The sequence below is a fragment of the Haloferula helveola genome (genome assembly GCF_037076345.1).
Lineage (GTDB): Bacteria > Verrucomicrobiota > Verrucomicrobiia > Verrucomicrobiales > Akkermansiaceae > Haloferula > Haloferula helveola.
The window spans coordinates 1,365,157-1,380,612 of the sequence record NZ_AP024702.1 but is presented as its reverse complement, the minus strand read 5'-3'; the positions used below and the strand labels follow the sequence as shown (position 1 = coordinate 1,380,612).

At 64.5% G+C, this 15,456-nt stretch carries 13 protein-coding genes; all 13 read left to right on the top strand.

What is annotated here, in order from left to right; all coding sequences use genetic code 11:
- The first annotated feature begins 55 nt into the window (after window positions 1-55).
- The 13 genes from HAHE_RS04790 (at window position 56) to HAHE_RS04730 (ending at window position 15,249) form a co-directional block, all read left to right on the top strand.
- The gene (locus HAHE_RS04790) at window positions 56-1,246 is read left to right on the top strand and encodes an autotransporter outer membrane beta-barrel domain-containing protein (protein WP_338689045.1); all 1,191 of its coding nucleotides are present in this window, start codon (window positions 56-58) and stop codon (window positions 1,244-1,246) included.
- A 97-nt stretch (window positions 1,247-1,343) separates the two neighbouring features.
- A complete protein-coding gene (menA, locus tag HAHE_RS04785) occupies window positions 1,344-2,231 on the top strand; it encodes a 1,4-dihydroxy-2-naphthoate octaprenyltransferase (RefSeq protein ID WP_338689044.1) in 888 nt (295 codons plus the stop codon).
- Between the two features lie 30 nt (window positions 2,232-2,261).
- On the top strand, window positions 2,262-3,221 hold the full coding sequence (locus HAHE_RS04780) for an enolase C-terminal domain-like protein (protein WP_338689042.1): 960 nt from the start codon (window positions 2,262-2,264) through the stop codon (window positions 3,219-3,221).
- A complete protein-coding gene (locus HAHE_RS04775; RefSeq protein WP_338689040.1) occupies window positions 3,203-4,297 on the top strand; it encodes an AMP-binding protein in 1,095 nt (364 codons plus the stop codon). The genes HAHE_RS04780 and HAHE_RS04775 overlap by 19 nt, the downstream gene beginning before the upstream one ends.
- A 168-nt stretch (window positions 4,298-4,465) precedes the next feature.
- Window positions 4,466-5,986, top strand: a complete 1,521-nt coding sequence (locus tag HAHE_RS04770; RefSeq protein ID WP_338689039.1) for a PhoH family protein — start codon at window positions 4,466-4,468, stop codon at window positions 5,984-5,986.
- A 58-nt stretch (window positions 5,987-6,044) separates the two neighbouring features.
- Window positions 6,045-6,629 (top strand): hypothetical protein, encoded by a 585-nt coding sequence (locus HAHE_RS04765; protein WP_338689037.1) that lies wholly within the window; start codon window positions 6,045-6,047, stop codon window positions 6,627-6,629.
- Window positions 6,630-6,654: 25 nt separating this feature from the next.
- Window positions 6,655-6,939 carry a hypothetical protein gene (locus HAHE_RS04760; protein WP_338689036.1) on the top strand — a complete coding sequence of 95 codons (285 nt, stop codon included), beginning with the start codon at window positions 6,655-6,657 and terminating at the stop codon, window positions 6,937-6,939.
- Between the two features lie 124 nt (window positions 6,940-7,063).
- On the top strand, window positions 7,064-8,155 hold the full coding sequence (murG, locus tag HAHE_RS04755; RefSeq protein WP_338689035.1) for an undecaprenyldiphospho-muramoylpentapeptide beta-N-acetylglucosaminyltransferase: 1,092 nt from the start codon (window positions 7,064-7,066) through the stop codon (window positions 8,153-8,155).
- Window positions 8,152-10,449 (top strand): UDP-N-acetylmuramate--L-alanine ligase, encoded by a 2,298-nt coding sequence (gene murC / locus HAHE_RS04750; RefSeq protein WP_338689034.1) that lies wholly within the window; start codon window positions 8,152-8,154, stop codon window positions 10,447-10,449. Before murG ends, murC begins: the two co-directional genes overlap by 4 nt.
- Before the next feature lie 3 nt (window positions 10,450-10,452).
- Window positions 10,453-11,376, top strand: coding sequence for a D-alanine--D-alanine ligase (locus HAHE_RS04745; protein ID WP_338689033.1), 924 nt, complete (start codon window positions 10,453-10,455; stop codon window positions 11,374-11,376).
- A gap of 3 nt (window positions 11,377-11,379) precedes the next feature.
- Window positions 11,380-12,354, top strand: coding sequence for a cell division protein FtsQ/DivIB (locus HAHE_RS04740; RefSeq protein ID WP_338689032.1), 975 nt, complete (start codon window positions 11,380-11,382; stop codon window positions 12,352-12,354).
- A gap of 7 nt (window positions 12,355-12,361) precedes the next feature.
- A complete protein-coding gene (gene ftsA / locus HAHE_RS04735; RefSeq protein WP_338689031.1) occupies window positions 12,362-13,561 on the top strand; it encodes a cell division protein FtsA in 1,200 nt (399 codons plus the stop codon).
- Window positions 13,562-13,575: 14 nt separating this feature from the next.
- Window positions 13,576-15,249, top strand: a complete 1,674-nt coding sequence (locus HAHE_RS04730) for a cell division protein FtsZ (protein ID WP_338689030.1) — start codon at window positions 13,576-13,578, stop codon at window positions 15,247-15,249.
- Window positions 15,250-15,456 lie beyond the last annotated feature (207 nt).

Sequence of the window (15,456 nt, the reverse complement as noted above, 5' to 3'; positions counted from 1 at the left end):
TTGGAGGCATGCTGCTAGGCTTCAGCCTGAAGATGTTTCTCTCTTCAGCAAAACCATGAAAACCAACGTACTACAGCCAGGCTCGACCTTTGTCGCCGCCGGTCTCCTCGCTTGCGCCCTCGCGATTCCGGCCGCAGGCCAGGTCCGGGAGCGGGAGGGTCCGATCATTGATGAGTTCCTGTTGCTCAATCAAGGCAACCGGGACGCAGGTCTGACGACCAACCGCACCATCACCCGCGACGTCGGAGACCGCTTGTTCCGCCTGCGCGCAGGGCAGGACCGCTGGGAACGCAGCACCACGGTGCCTGCGCCCGCTCCGAGTGCCAAGGGAGGCATGGCGAAAGGCGGTATGGCCAAGGAGCCGATCGTGATGACCGAGAAGTCCTGCTGGGAGATCTACGGCAGCCTCTTCTACTACACCGAAGAGTATGACCGGCAGTTCACCATTTTCCGTCCGCAGCGTCCGCCGCAGTCGACCTTCGTTCCGCCGCCGGTGCCGATCATCGTGCGTGCCGATACCGAGATCGACGTCTGGGGCGGCACCATCGGAGCCGATCGTCGCATCGGTGAGAACTGGCGCCTCGGTCTCGCGCTTACCGGAGCCAGCACCGACATGGATCTGTCGATCTTCGGTTTCCCGATCGCCAGCACCGATGTCGATACGCTCTCGATCATGCCTTACGTGTCCTACTACAAGGAAGACGCGCTGGGTTCGGCGGACTTCTGGGCCGACTTCCTCTACGGCTACAGCGACATGTCCTACGACATGCAGCTGCTCGGAGGTCTGACCGGCTCACCTGACGGCAGCGCGCACACGCTGAACTTCAATACCGGTATCAACTTCGACAGCAGCAGCATCGTTCACGGGCCGCACATCGGCCTGCGCTACATCGATGGCGAAATTGACAACTACACGCTGTTCCCGGTCGCCATCGGCATTCCGGGTGTCGATTACCAGTCGCTGGTGTCGACCGTGGGCTACCACGTGTCGATCCCGATCCAGTTGAGCGGCGGCACGCTGGTCCCGCAGTTCCGCGTGGGCTGGGAGCACGAGTTCGAGGACGACGTCGACACGCTGTTCGGTCTCCCCCTTGCGGGGAACGAGGAGGACGTAATCGTTGCCGGTGCCGGACTCGGCTTCTACTGCGACCGCAGCGGTTGGAACACCGTGCTTCAGTATGAAGGCCGCTTCGGTGACGACAGCGAGGGCCACTACGTCGCCTGGAAGGTCGGCAAGGAATTCTGATCCTTACGGCTGACCCGATTCATCCCGCCGCTCCGGTGCCCAGGCGCCGGAGCGGCTTTTTGTTGGCGGAATGCCCGGTCGGTCGCTTTCTTCCGGCGTGCTCCGACCGTTCCTCCTCGCCACCCGACCGAAGACGCTTCCCGCCGCGGTGGTGCCGGTGTGGGTCGGGACCGTGCTGGCTTGGATCCTGACCGGCTCGTGGGATGGAACGCTTGCCGTCTGCACGGTGCTCGGGGCGGTATTCATCCAGATCGCGACGAATTTCTTCAACGATGCGATCGATCACCGCAAGGGTGCCGACACCGAAAGGCGGGTCGGTCCGCAGCGCGTCACCGCGAGCGGGCAGATGAGACCCGGCGCGGTTCTGCTCAGTGGCGGGGTTTTTCTGGCTCTGGCTGTAGTCTGCGGCGTCATTCTCTACCGAGCCGCGGGCTGGCCGGTGGTCGCCATCGGCTTGCCGTCGATGTATCTGGCCTACGGCTACACCGGCGGTCCCGTGCCACTGGCCTACCGCGGTCTCGGCGAGCTGTTCGTGCTGCTGTTCTTCGGACTCGTCGCGGTGACCGGCACGGTCTACATCCAGACGCTCGAGTGGCGGGCCGAGGCGGTGCTCCTCGGCGCCCAGGTCGGATTGCTTTCGAGCGTGCTGATCTCGATCAATAACCTGCGGGACCGGGTGGAGGACGCTTCGACTGGTAAACATACATTGGCGGTCCGATGGGGGCCGAAGCCGGCGCGGCTGATGATCTGGGGTGAGATCAAGCTCGCCGCGCTGTTGGGGATCGTTTGGATTTTCCTCGGTCTCCCGTGGCTGATGGTCGCCACCATTCCGCTCTGGTCCCTCGGCACCCGGATTTCCTGGGGAGCGTTGAGCATGGAAGAGGGGCCGGGAATGAACCGCCTGCTGGCGCTGTCGGCCCTGCAGCTCGTCGCGTTCGCCGGAATCTTCCACGCGGTTGCCGCGATGGCTCCCATTCGCGGTTGATCCGCGCCACGCCGACGGCGAGTCTGCGGCGTGGCCGAGGAGATCTGGTACTGGAATTACGAGCTGACGGCGCGCCAGCCGTTGAACTCGAAGAGCACCCGCCGGACGCATCGGGGCGTGCTTCTGCGGATCGATGACGGCTTCGCATGCATCCAACCGTGGCCTGAACTCGGTGATCCGGATCTCGCCAAGTGCCTCGCCGACCTGAACGGCGCCCGACGGTGGCCGATCGTCCGGCGGGCGATCCGCTGTGCGAAAGAGGATGCCGACGCTCGCTTCATCGGTGACCCGCTGCTGGAGGAGATCGATATTCCCGAGAGCCACGCGACTTTGCCGTGGCATGACGAGCGGATTGCGGACAGCGCGGTCGAGAAGGGGTTCACGCGGATCAAGATGAAGGCCGGCCGCGACTTGTCGGCCGAGTCGGCCTACCTGCGGGAAACGATGGAGCGGCATCCGTCGACCCGTTGGCGGATCGACTTCAACGAAAGCCCGACTGCGGAAGAGGCCGTCGATTTCGTTGCCGGGCTGCCTGCCGAACTCCGGCAGCGACTGGATTTCCTCGAAGATCCGTGCCCGTACTCGGAGGAGGGTTGGAAGGCGCTCCGGCGGGAAACCGGGGTGCCGCTGGCGGTGGATCGTGAGGCGGCTCCGCTGTGCTCGGCGGCGCAGGTGATGGTGATCAAGCCGGCGGTCGACGAGCCGTGGCTGTTGGCGGAAGCCGCGGCGGGCCGTGGCCAGCAGGTCGTGGTGACCAGCTACATGGAGCATCCGCTCGGGCAGTGTTTCGCGGCTTGGGAGGCCGCCAAGCTGAACGTCCAGTTCCCCGGGTTGGTTGGCATCTGCGGCCTGCAGACCCATCAACTTTTCACCCCGTGTCCCTTCTCGGAACGCCTCGGCCGTTGGTCGCCGGCCTTCAAGCCACCCGGTGGAACCGGGCTGGGATTCGACGACCTGTTGGAGCGATTGCCATGGAAGCGACTCGACTGACGGACCCCGCCTTCTGGGCGACGGCGGAACCGGTGGCTCCGGGGGCGGTGCTGCCTGATCCGTCGGCGGATCCGCTGGGTTTGGTCTGGTTCCGGACTTCGGGTTCGAGCGGCCGTCCCCGCTGGATCGGCCTCGGGCGCGACGCGCTGCTGCTTTCGGCCGCGATGGTGAACCGTCATCTTGGCGTGCGACCCGACGATGTCTGGGGTCTGGCGCTGCCTTTGTTCCATGTGGGCGGTTTCGGAGTTGCCGCAAGGGCCTTCGAGGCCGGCGCCCGGCTTGAGGTGGCACCGTCGAGGTGGGACGCCGCACGCTTTCCCGCGTGGGTTGCGGAAAGGGGAGTCAACCATCTGTCGCTCGTGCCCACCCAGATTCACGATCTTGTGGCGGCGGGACTCGCGGCGCCTGCCGGTCTCAGGACCGTCGTGGTCGGAGGAGGTGTGCTCGCCCAAGATGAAGGGCGGCGGGCGAGGAAGTTGGGTTGGCCTGTTCTGGCGAGCTACGGCATGACCGAGGCGGGGTCGCAGATCGCTACGCAATCTCCGGAACTACTGCACGAGCCGTATTTGACCGGCCCGATCGGAATCCTCCCGCACTGGGAGGTCTCGGCGGCGGAGGACGGGCGTTTGTCGATCCGCGGCGCATCGCTTTTCTCGGGCCAGTTGTTGGACACGGGTGACGGCTGGAGATTCGAGGAAAGTGCAGGGGAGTGGTATGCGACGGGTGACGCGGGAGCGGTTGGTCCGGACGGCTTGAGTGTTGTGGGCCGGATCGACTCGATGGTGAAAATCCTGGGAGAATTGGTGGACCCCGAGGCGGTCGAGCGCCGCTTGGGGTCGTCGGGGGCAGTGGTGATCGCCGTTCCGGACGCCCGGCAGGGACACCGGTTGGTGGCGGTGGTGGAAGATCGCGGAATGATCGCGGAGACCGAACGCCGGGTGGCGGCATACAACGGAAAAAGTCCCGGCCCGGAGCGGATCGGAGCGGTGGTTCGCGTGGATCGCATCCCCCGCAGTGGCATCGGCAAGGTGCTGCGGGCCGAACTGTCGGAAAACTTCCCAATCGGCACAAATTGAAGATTGCCATTCGCACGGCGGACGCAATACTTCGGATAGCTTGATTATTTCAGGTTTTAGATTTCCGCCGTGTCGCGGACTGACGGAGCCCGGTGACGGTCCGGTCCTTCGTCCCTGCTTAACCGTCGTCTTCTGATTCCCGTTCAACCTTAACCCCGAATCCATTCCATGATCGACCGCATCGATGACTCCCAGGCCCAAGCGATTGACCAAAAGAAAGGGTCGCCGGGAGGAAAGGCGCGGAAGACAGGGAGTCGAAAACGGGCGACAGCACTCGACTTCGGGCTCAAGGCGCCATCCCAAGCGGTGAAGAACTTCGTGCTCGATACGAACGTGCTGATCCACGATCCGAGCTGTCTCAACCGCTTCCAGGAGCACCACATCTGCATTCCGGTCGATGTGCTTGCCGAGCTGGACCGTTTCAAGAGCGAGCAGTCCGAGCGAGGGGCGAACGCCCGTCGGGTGCACCGGATGCTGACGGAGCTGTTCTCGAGTTCCTCGGCCATCACCTCCGGTGTTCCGACCGAAGGAGGGGGAACGCTTCGGATGGTGATCTACGATCCGGCCAGCTGCCCGAAGAACTCGGAAGCTCTCGACCGCTTCCACCGGGTGTTCCCCGATCGCGAAAGGGTCGATCACCGGATCATGGCGGCGACGCTGCTGGTCATGCAGAACAACCGGGCTCCGGTGACGCTGGTGACCAAGGACATCAATCTCCAGCTCAAGGCGCGCGCGGTCGGGATCGACTGCGAGGACTATCTCAATGACAAGGTCGACCCGCGCGAGGTCACGAGCTACGATATCCGTCGTATTCAGGTCGACAGCAGCGAGCTGCAGCGCTTTGCCAGTTCGGGAGAGCTGGTGATTCCGCACGAGCGGCGGCCCGAGGTGGTGCTCAACCAGTATGTGCTGCTCGAAGCGGCCGAGAAGCAGACGATGCCGGCCCGCCTCGCCAGCGAGGGGCGCCTCGTGAGACTGCAGATTCCGGAGGTGCTGAAGATCCCGGACGGGATCGCGCTGAAGCCACTCAATCTCGGCCAACGTTGCCTCGTCGATGCCTTGCTCAATCCCGATATCTCGCTGGTGACCTGCTATGGACACGCCGGCACCGGCAAGACCCTGGTGGCCGTGGCCGCCGGACTGCACGAGATGTTCAACCGCAAGTACAACGGCTTGACCGTCAGTCGCCCCGTGGTGGCGATGGGTGAGCAGCTCGGTTTCCTGCCCGGGACACTCGAGGAGAAGATGCGGCCTTGGCTGCAGCCGATTCACGATGCCCTTGATCTCCTGATGCGTCCGCCGAAGACGACGGGCCCGCGTCGCAAGCAGAAGCCTGCGGATCCGTCGGTGAAGAAGCCTTATGAGATGCTGCTCGAGCAGGGTATCATCGAGATCGAGGCGCTTGCCTACATCCGCGGCCGTTCGATCCCGAACCGGTTCTTCGTTCTCGACGAGGCCCAGCAGCTCACGCCGCAGGAGGCCAAGACAGTAGTCACGCGGATGTCACGGGAGTCGAAGCTGGTGATGGTCGGCGACCCCGCCCAGATCGACAATCCGTACGTCGACAGCCGCAGCAACGGGCTGGTCTACACCCGCAACCGCCTGAAAGGTCAGCCGTTCGTGGCTCACGTGCCCTTGAGTCGCGGTGAGCGGTCGGAGCTGGCCGAGGCCGGGGCCACCCTGATGTGACCGCTTGGCGACGGACCGCCGATTGACAGCTTCGGGGAGCAGGGATTTACTGCTCCCCGTGAAGGTCCGCCTCGGTTGCTGGTTGTGGGTTCCGCTGTCGCTTATGGTGGCGGGCTGCGGCGCGTGGCCGGGGTCTTCCGGAGCCGGCGGCTGGAAAGCGGCGGTGGAGGTTCAGGCGTCGCAACTCGGCTACCGAAACTGGATCGTTATTGCGGAGAGCTCTTTTCCGGCCCACAGCCGGCCGGGAACCCGACAGGTGAATTCCTACCAACCGATCCCGGTCGTGCTGGACGAGGTGCTCAAGACTCTGGAGCGGACCGAGCATGTGCGGCCGCAGATCTACGTGACCCGTGAACTCCGGGCGGTGGAAAATGATTTCGCTCCTGGCATCGACAGTTACCGCGGCGAGCTGGACTCCGCCTTGCATGGCTACGAAGTGACCGAGCTCGATCAGGACTCGCTGCTGACCTTGGTGCAGGACGCGCAGCGCAGCTTCGATGTGCTGGTGATCCGGACCACCAGTGCCTTGCCCTACTCAAGTGTTTTCATGGAGCTGAAGCCCGGCTACTGGGACGGTGATTCCGAGCAACGGCTGCGTCAGCGGCTCGAGCAGGAGCGGCGGGAAAAACTCGCTTCCCCGTGACCTTCGGCGCAGGTTCGCCGCGCAGATGAAGAAGGACGACGAAATCAAGGCCGAGCGGGAGAGCGCATGGATCGGCGATGCCGTGCTGGCACTGTTCGCCCGCACTTGGGTCCTTCAGGAGCGCGGGAAAATGGACGGCGAGTGGTTCACCCGTCTGACTTCGAACGACTTCCTCAGCGCCTTCGGCCAGCCGACCCGGGTCGAGGCCAAGATCGGGGAGATCTACCGGCAAGGTGGCCTCGAAGCGGCCTTCGAGTGGATGGAGGCCGAATTGCTGCCGCTTTTCCGCAAGCAGATGGCCCGACGCTGATCCGGCCGAGCCGGAAATCCCGAGCTTCCCGGGTTTTGAGTATTGCCTGATAATCAGGAAATATTGCATGGTCCGCCCATGTTGCGCGTCCGGGACAGGCGCGTGGCAAATTGGGACTTCGCACATGGAACATCGCGCCGGGCAACCGAGGTTGGTGATCGCCTGCGGCGGCACGGGAGGACATCTCTTCCCGGGGCTTGCGGTGGCGGAGGAATGGACGGCGCGTGGCGGCGAGGTGCTGCTCTTGGTTTCCGAGAAGAAGATCGATCAGGAGGCGTCCCGGAAGTACACGGGCTACCGGTTCGAAACGATCCCGGCGCTGCCGAAGCCGGCGACGCTTTCGCCAAAGATGGTGCCGTTTCTCCTGAGCCTCTGGAAGACGATCGGACGCTGCAAGGGGCTGCTGAAGGACTTCAGGGCGGATGCCGTGCTCGGGATGGGCGGATTCACGTCGCTGCCGCCGGTGCTGGCCGGCAAGCGGCTCGGATTGCCGGGCTTCGTCCATGATTCCAATGCCCTTCCGGGCAAGGCGAACCGGCTCACGAGCCGCTGGTGTCGCGAGGCGCTGGTCGGGTGGGAGGCGGCCTGCAAGCACTTCACCAAGGCGAAGTGCGTGGTGACCGGCACGCCGGTGCGTGCGGAGCTGCGCGAGCTGCCCGATCGGGCGGTGGCGGCGCAAAAGTGGGGACTGGATCCGTCGAAGCCGACGTTGCTGGTGATGGGTGGAAGCCAGGGCGCGAGAAAGCTGAACTCACTGGTCGCCTCGGCGCCGCTCGATCCGGAACTTCAGGTGCTTCACATCGCCGGCCCGGGGGATCAGGAGCGGGTCGAAGCCGAGGCCGGCGGACGCGACGGCTACCGGGTGGTCGGATTTTGCGATGACATGCCGTCGGCCTACGCGGTGGCCGATGCCGTTGTGGCGCGGTCGGGGGCGTCGAGCATGACGGAACTCGCGTATCTCGGTTTGCCCTCGATTCTCGTGCCGTTTCCCTTTGCGGCGGACGATCACCAGACCTTCAACGCACGCGTGTTCGCCGACGCCGGCGCGGCGTTTCTCGAGCAGGAGGCCGACCTCACGGTCGACTCGCTCGGGGCGAGGATTTCTGAGCTCTTGCAACCCGGAACCCGGGAGCGCATGTCGGCGGCGGCCAAGGCGCTCGCGCTTCCCGATGCCGCCGCGCGGGTGTGCAGCGCCGTCGAGGCGACCCTGAAATGAACGAACTTTCCCAACGGCTGACCGACCTTTCCCGACCTTTGCGCATCCACCTCGTGGGTGTCGCCGGATCGGGCATGAGCGGGCTTGCCCTGCTGCTGATGGGCATGGGCCACCGGGTCAGTGGTTCGGACAAGGTGACCAGCGCCGAGACCGAGCGGATGCAGGGACTTGGCCTGAGATTCTCATCGCCGCACACCGCCGATGCGGTGGATGGCGCCGATGTCGTCGTGTATTCCTCCGCCATCCGGCCCGAGAATCCGGCTCTCGCCGCGGCCCGCGCCAACGGGATCCGGATGATGCGCCGCGCCGAGTGCCTCGCGGCGATCCTCCACACACGGAAGGGGATCATCGTTTCAGGAACCCATGGCAAGACGACGACCTCGGCGATGGTCGCGCACGGACTGCGGGAGGCCGGGCTGAATCCGAGCCATTACGTCGGTGCCGAGATCCCGGTGCTCGGACAGAACGCCCGGTGGTCGGAGCATGGAGAGTGGATGGTCGCCGAGGGCGACGAGAGCGACGGCACGCTGGCGCTTTACCATCCCGCCTGCGCGATCGTGCTCAATATCGAAGCGGAGCACCTCGATCATTACCGCGACATTGACGAGATCAAGGAGGTGTTCCGGACCCTGATCGCGCAAACTACGGGACCCATCGTATTTTGCGCCGAGGACGAGGGCGCGAAGGACGTTTGCGGCGGTCATCCGGAAGCCATCAGCTACGGCTGGTCGGATGCCGACTACGTCGCCGGGGAAATCCGTGAGTTGCGTGGCGCGACCGCGTTCTCGGTTTTCCGGAAGGGAGAGAAGCTCGGCGAGGTCGAACTGGCCATTCCCGGGCGGCACAACGTGCTCAATGCGTTGGCGGCGATTGCCACCTGCGACCGGCTTGGCGCGGATTTCCTGCTCGTTTCTAGGGCTCTCAACAGCTTCGCGGGCGCCAAGCGGAGGTTCGAGACGAAGTATCTGTCGAAGCGGCTGCGCATTGTCGACGACTACGGCCATCATCCGACCGAGATCGCGGCGACACTGCAGACGGCGCGACAGTTGAAGCCGGAGCGCGTGGTAGTTCTTTTCCAGCCTCACCGGTTCACCCGGACTCAGGCACTTGCCGAAGATTTCGGCGAGGTGCTGGCGAAGGCGGATGAGGTCTTCGTGTGCGATGTCTATCCCGCCAGCGAGCGGCCGATTCCCGGCGTCAGCGGCCAGACGGTTGTCGATGCGGTGAACCGCCACGGCGGCACGGCGGTGTCGGTGCCCAACCTTGCCGCCGCGCACCACCGCGTCGGCAACGCCCTAGACCCGGGCGACCTGCTGATCACGCTCGGCGCCGGCAATGTGCACGAAGCGGGTACGCGGATCGCGCGCGACCAGAAGGTCGTCGAGGAGATGCTGCAGTTGGTGACCGACGGAGCGATGACGGTGCGCCTCTACGAACCGATGCGCCGTCATACGACCATGCTGGTCGGCGGCCCGGCACAGTTCTGGATCGAGCCGCACACTTTCGAGGCCTTCGCCGAGGCGGTCGCGTATTGCCGCGAGCGCGGCATCGCGGTGCGTGTGGTTGGCCGGGGCTCGAATCTGCTCGTGCGCGACGGCGGCATCCGCGGTGCGGTGATCCATCCGAAGGGCGGCGAATTCAACGACTGCCATGTGGATGAGGAGGGTCACGTCGTCGCCGGTGCGGGAGTGCGCCTGAAAAAGGTGGCGAGTGTGGCCGAAGCGGCCGGCATCGGTGGCTTCGAGTGGATGGAAGGCATTCCCGGAAACGTGGGTGGCGCCCTGCGCATGAATGCGGGGGCGATGGGCGTCGAGACCTTCGACCAGGTCGTCAGCGTGACGCTGCTCGGCGAGGATGGGGAGATCGTCACCCGGAGTCGCGATGAGGTTGAGTCGTTCTACCGCAACGTGCCCGAACTCCGACGGAATTTCGCCCTGAAGGCGGTCTTCTCCGGCGAACCCGACACGGCCGAGAATATCCGCCAGCGCTGGGACGATTCCCGCGCCAAGCGTCGTGCCACCCAGCCGGTCGCTGCCAGCGCCGGCTGCATTTTCAAGAACCCGGAGGCTGTGCCGGCCGGTATGCTCGTCGACGAGCTGGGCATGAAAGGCACGGGCGAAGGTCCGGCCGAGGTGTCCGCCGAGCACGGCAACTTCATCGTCAACCGCGGCGGTGCGAAGGCGGGCGACGTGCTCGGACTGATCGAACGGATCCGCGGGCAGGCGCGTATGAAACGGAACATCGAACTTGAGACCGAGGTGAAGATCATCGGTGAAGACGAACCCACCTTTTAGACCATGTTGCCGGAATCACTGAAAATCGCCGTGCTGATGGGCGGACCGGGCTCCGAGCGCGAGGTTTCGCTGGCGTCGGGCAAGGCGGTCGTTGCCGCGTTGCAGGGGGCCGGTCTCGATGCGGTGCCGGTCGATGTGCATGGTCCGGACTTCGTCTTGCCGGACGCTACCGGGCTCGCCTTCAACGTGATCCACGGGACCTTCGGCGAGGACGGACAGTTGCAGGACATTCTCGAAAAACGGGGAGTCCCGTACACCGGAGCCGGAGCGGCGAGCAGCCGGGTTGCTTTTGACAAGAATCTCGCCAAAGCGCGGTTTGTCGCCGCAGGTGTTCCGACACCTGCCTCCGAGATCGTTGACGTGTCCGGCGGGCCTCGCCTGCCCTCGTTCGAGGCGCCGTTCGTGGTCAAGCCGCCGCGCGAGGGATCGAGTGTCGGGGTCAGCATCGTCAGAGAGGCCTCCGCGGCCATGCCGGCGATGGAGGAAGCCGCCAAGTATGGAGACGAGATTCTGGTCGAGCAGTTCGTGGAAGGGAAGGAGCTGACCGTCGGGGTGCTGGATGATGTGGCGATGCCGATCGTCCACATCGCCCCGCGCGACGGCTTCTACGACATGAAGAACAAGTATCCGTGGCTCGGCGGTGGGGCGGGAAGCGACTACTACTGCCCGGCCGACCTTGATCCCGAGACCACGCAGCGGGTGCTGGATGCGGCGCTTGCCGGCCATCGCTCGCTCGGCATCGAGGTTTATTCGCGGGTCGACGTGCTGCTCGACGCGGACGGCAATCCCTTCGTGCTCGAGGCCAACACGATTCCGGGTATGACCGAAACCAGCCTGCTTCCGAAGTCGGCCGCCGCCCACGGGATTCCCTTTGCCGATCTCTGCATCCGTATCGCCGAAATCTCACTGAACCTCGGAGCCCGATAAGCCATGTTCAAACGCCGCACATCACGAGTCCGCCAGCGCCGCCAGGTGAAGGTGCTGCGTGCGAGCGTGATGTCGCCGCGGATTTTCTGGCACGACTTCCGCCGCGCGGTTTTCTCGCTGATCCGCTACACGCTGCTCGCGGCGCTCATTGTCGCGGCCGGATGGGGGATCTGGCTCGGGGTGCAGAAGGGCCTTCTGAAGAATGACGAGTTCCGGATCCAGCATCTGGTGCTCAACGACAATCCCGCGATCGATGAGATCCGCCTGCTGGAAGTCACCGGCATCGACCTGTCCGGCAGCCTCTTCGATTGCGACCCCGACAAGATCCGTGCCAGTCTGGTCGCCTTGCCCGAGATCTCCAACGCGAGTGTCACCCGCGAGTTTCCGGGAGATCTGGTGATCCGGGTGAAGGCGCGCGAGCCGTTCCTGTGGATCGCTTGCGAGCAGCTCGGTGTGCCTCCGAGGGGGCGGGACCGGGGGCTGATGATCGATCGGGCGGGCAGGCTGTTCCCGTGCCCCGAAGGGGATTTCGACAGTGCCTTGGATCTTCCGGTGATGGAGTTGAGGAATGGCGGCGAGGCCCTTGTTCCGGGGGAGAAGCTGGTGAATACCGACTTCGACCGGCTGCTTCGCCTTTACCGCGTTGCCGAGGAGATGCTACCCGAGGCCTCCGGCTGGATCGACTCGATCCGGTTGCACAAGGATTGGGGCTGTGTGCTGACGACCCGGGACGGCATCGAAGCGACCTTCGGTCACGGTGACCTCGAACGGCAGATGGGTGATTTGCTTGCCGCGATGGAACATGCGCGGGAAAAAGGGGACCGGATCGCGACGATCGTCTTGGTCGGGCGGCGCAACCAGCCGGTGACTTTCCACGAAGTCGCGCCTCCTCGGGCAATCCCGGTAGAGGAAGCGCAATTGCAACCCGAGCCCGAGTCCGCCGGACAAGCCGACCTTCGCCAACTCCTCGAACGCTGACCCCTCCATGGCACGAACCAAGATCCACGTCGGACTCGAAATCGGCACCAGCAAGATCTGCATGGTGGTCGGTGAGGTGAAGTCGGACGGCTCGGTCAAGATTCTCGGAGTCGGGCAGTCGAAGTCGGTCGGCGTGCGGAAGGGCGAGATCTATGATTTTCCCCAGGTCCGCGCCTGCGTGAAGGACGCGCTGGTGAAGGCGGAGGACGCGAGCGACGTCGAGATCGGCAGCGTCTTCCTGGCAGTCACCGGTTCACACATCCAAGGAGTAAACCACCAGGGAAGTTTCCGCCTGCCGGACAGCGAGGACACGATCGACGCCGACCATGTTCGCGAAGCGAAGGAGATCGCGCGTGCGGTCACCATTCCCCCGGATCACGTCTATCTTCACCATGTGCCGCGCCGGTTCGGGGTCGATGGCTTTCATCAGGCGAGCAGCCCGGTGGGTCTCACCGGCCGCACCGTGGAAGCGGATTACCATGTGGTGCATGGCATCCGTTCGCGGATCGAAAATCAGATCAAGTGTGTGCGGGAGATGCCGCTGGATGTCGACGACCTCGTGTTCTCGCCGATCGCGACCGCGCAGGTGGCTCTCAATCGTGAGGCCCGTGACCGGGGAGCGCTGGTGATCGATATCGGCGGCGGCACGACTGACTACGCGCTGTACGTCGATGGCATGATCGAGGCCAGCGGATGCATTCCGGTCGGTGGCGATCACATCACCAACGATATCCACCTCGTCACCGGCCTGCCCTTCTCGAAGGCGGAGCTCCTCAAGGTCCGCGAGGGCGATGCCTCCGGCGACGCCGCCCGTTCGGTCGGGGTGGTCAAGGTGGGCGACGAGAAAGGCTTCGCCGAGGCCGAGGTGAAGCGCCAGTTGCTCAACGATATCATCCGCCAGCGCCTTGAGGAGACCCTCGGGCTGCTGCTCAAGCGCCTGCCCGACGGATCGGTCGACAAGATCGGCACCGGCGTGTTCCTCGCCGGTGGCACCAGCCTGATGCGCGGCTTTGGCGAGCTCGCGCACGATATTTTCCGCCGGGATATCTACCGTCCCGAGCCGCCCGAACTGAGCGGCGTGCAAGCCAGTTTCAAGGACCCCCAGTTCACCACCGCCCTCGGACTCATCCGATACGCCCAGATTGTCGAAAGCGAGAGGTCGCCGAAGCGCGGCTTCCTGCGTAAGATTTGGCCTTTCGCCCGCTGACCCACACCCTTGCCATGATCGAATTCCCACGCGACCCGCAGAACGTCATCCCGACGTCATCCGTCAAAATCGTCGGCCTCGGAGGGGCTGGTGCCAACATGCTCGACCGCGTCGCGCTCGACGGTCTCGACGGCGCCGAACTGCTCGCCCTCAACACCGACATCCGCACGCTTTCCGGCTCGGTGGCCGGAGAGCGGATCCAGCTTGGACGCAACCTGACGAAGGGGCTCGGAACCGGGGGCGACCCGGAGCTTGGCCATCAGGCGGTGCTGGAAGCCGAGGATGAGATCCGCGCCTCGCTCAAAGGGCGGAAGATTGTGTTTGTTTGCGTCGGTCTCGGTGGTGGCACCGGTTCCGGCTCGGCACCGATCGTCGCGCGGATCGCCCGTGAGGAAGGGGCCTTTGTCGTGATGTTCGCGACGATGCCGTTCGTCTTCGAAGGTCGGCGTCGCCGTGAGCAGGCCGAGACCTCGCTGAACGAACTGGCGGTTCTCTCCAATGCGTTGGTGACTTTCGACAACAGCCGGATGGGCGAACTGGTTTTGGCCAAGCAGGGGATTCACGAGGCGTTCGCCGCGGCCGACCGGATGATCTCCGAGAGCATCAAGGCGGTGATCCGTCTGGTCGTGCGACCGGGCCTGATCAACATCGGTCTCGACGACCTGATGAGTGCGCTGCGGACGACCCGTTCGCGCTGTCTGTTCGGTTCCGGCATCGCCCGGGGCAAGGACCGGGCGCAGAAGGCACTGCGCAACGCCCTGGCCAGTCCGCTTCTCGATCAAGGCGCCCTTCTCAAGGACGCGCAGTCGGTGCTGGTGCACCTTTGCGGCGGCGAGGACCTCACGCTTTTCGAGATCGAGTTGCTGATGGAGAGCCTTGGCAAACACGTGCCCCCGAGTGCTCATGTACTTTTCGGTGCTGCGGTCGATCCCGGGATGAACGACCAACTGAGCATCACACTGGTCAGTTCGCTGCCGGAGGAAAGGCTGCGGGACCGCCCGACGATGGAGCGCGCCGAAAGGTCGGCTTCCGGTCTTGAGCCGAGTGTAGGCTTCGCGTCGCCGCTGGTGGAGGACGAGCCGGACCCGGAGCCCGAACCGGAACCCGAGGACAAGATGGAGGAGGACTCCGAGCCCGAGTGGGCGCCGGATCCGGAGCCTGAGGCGGTCGCCGAACCTGAGATCGAGGAACCGGAAAAACCGGAAGAGGAACCCGACGAGCCGGAGGACGAGGACGAGCCGGTCGCTGAAGAGGTTGAAGAGCCGGAGGTTGAGGAGGATGAAGAGCCCGATACCCCGAGGTCTCTGGAGGATGACGGCTTCTTTGCGGAGTCCGAACCGAAGGAGGAAGAAGAGCCTCCGCGGCTCGAGCCGGATGACGATGATGACGCGCCGTTCGCCGAGTCAGGTTTCACGCTCAAGCCGGTCGGTAGCAAGCTGCCCAAGCGGCGCAAGGACCGGCCCGCGAAGTCGAAGGAGGAAACGGATGATTTCGCCTCGGCGCCTGACGATCTGTTCGGAGAAGGTCTCGACGACCTCGAGGACGAATTCGCTCCGAAGAGCGGCAAGTCTCAGTCAGAGCTGAGCTTCGACGGGGGCCCCAAAGGGCGGTTCGAGGGCTCGGATCCGAGTGTTTTCGAAGGCGAGGATCTCGACGTTCCCGCATTCCTGCGAAAGAAGCGCAAGTGAGCCAACGTCTCAAAAATGGACGGCCCCGCCGGCACAAGTCCGACGGAGCCGTCTCCCCCCAAAGAAAACTGTAGCGCTCAGGTGCGAAGATCGTTGGAACTTCCTCACTCGGAGCGGGGGAAACATGTCAGCGTTGGGGCTTTCCCACAATGCGTGTTGATACGTACCGGGATCGTGCGTAGTCTTACGCAGAACTTCCCCCGTTGC

Excerpts from the sequence above, each read along its gene's own strand:
- murG (WP_338689035.1), top strand. The coding sequence starts at position 7,064 with ATGGAACATCGCGCCGGGCAACCGAGGTTGGTGATCGCCTGCGGCGGC.
- murC (WP_338689034.1), top strand. The coding sequence starts at position 8,152 with ATGAACGAACTTTCCCAACGGCTGACCGACCTTTCCCGACCTTTGCGC.
- HAHE_RS04770 (WP_338689039.1), top strand. The coding sequence starts at position 4,466 with ATGATCGACCGCATCGATGACTCCCAGGCCCAAGCGATTGACCAAAAG.
- HAHE_RS04740 (WP_338689032.1), top strand. The coding sequence starts at position 11,380 with ATGTTCAAACGCCGCACATCACGAGTCCGCCAGCGCCGCCAGGTGAAG.
- HAHE_RS04775 (WP_338689040.1), top strand. The coding sequence starts at position 3,203 with ATGGAAGCGACTCGACTGACGGACCCCGCCTTCTGGGCGACGGCGGAA.
- HAHE_RS04760 (WP_338689036.1), top strand. The coding sequence starts at position 6,655 with ATGAAGAAGGACGACGAAATCAAGGCCGAGCGGGAGAGCGCATGGATC.
- ftsA (WP_338689031.1), top strand. The coding sequence starts at position 12,362 with ATGGCACGAACCAAGATCCACGTCGGACTCGAAATCGGCACCAGCAAG.
- HAHE_RS04745 (WP_338689033.1), top strand. The coding sequence starts at position 10,453 with ATGTTGCCGGAATCACTGAAAATCGCCGTGCTGATGGGCGGACCGGGC.
- HAHE_RS04730 (WP_338689030.1), top strand. The coding sequence starts at position 13,576 with ATGATCGAATTCCCACGCGACCCGCAGAACGTCATCCCGACGTCATCC.
- HAHE_RS04790 (WP_338689045.1), top strand. The coding sequence starts at position 56 with ATGAAAACCAACGTACTACAGCCAGGCTCGACCTTTGTCGCCGCCGGT.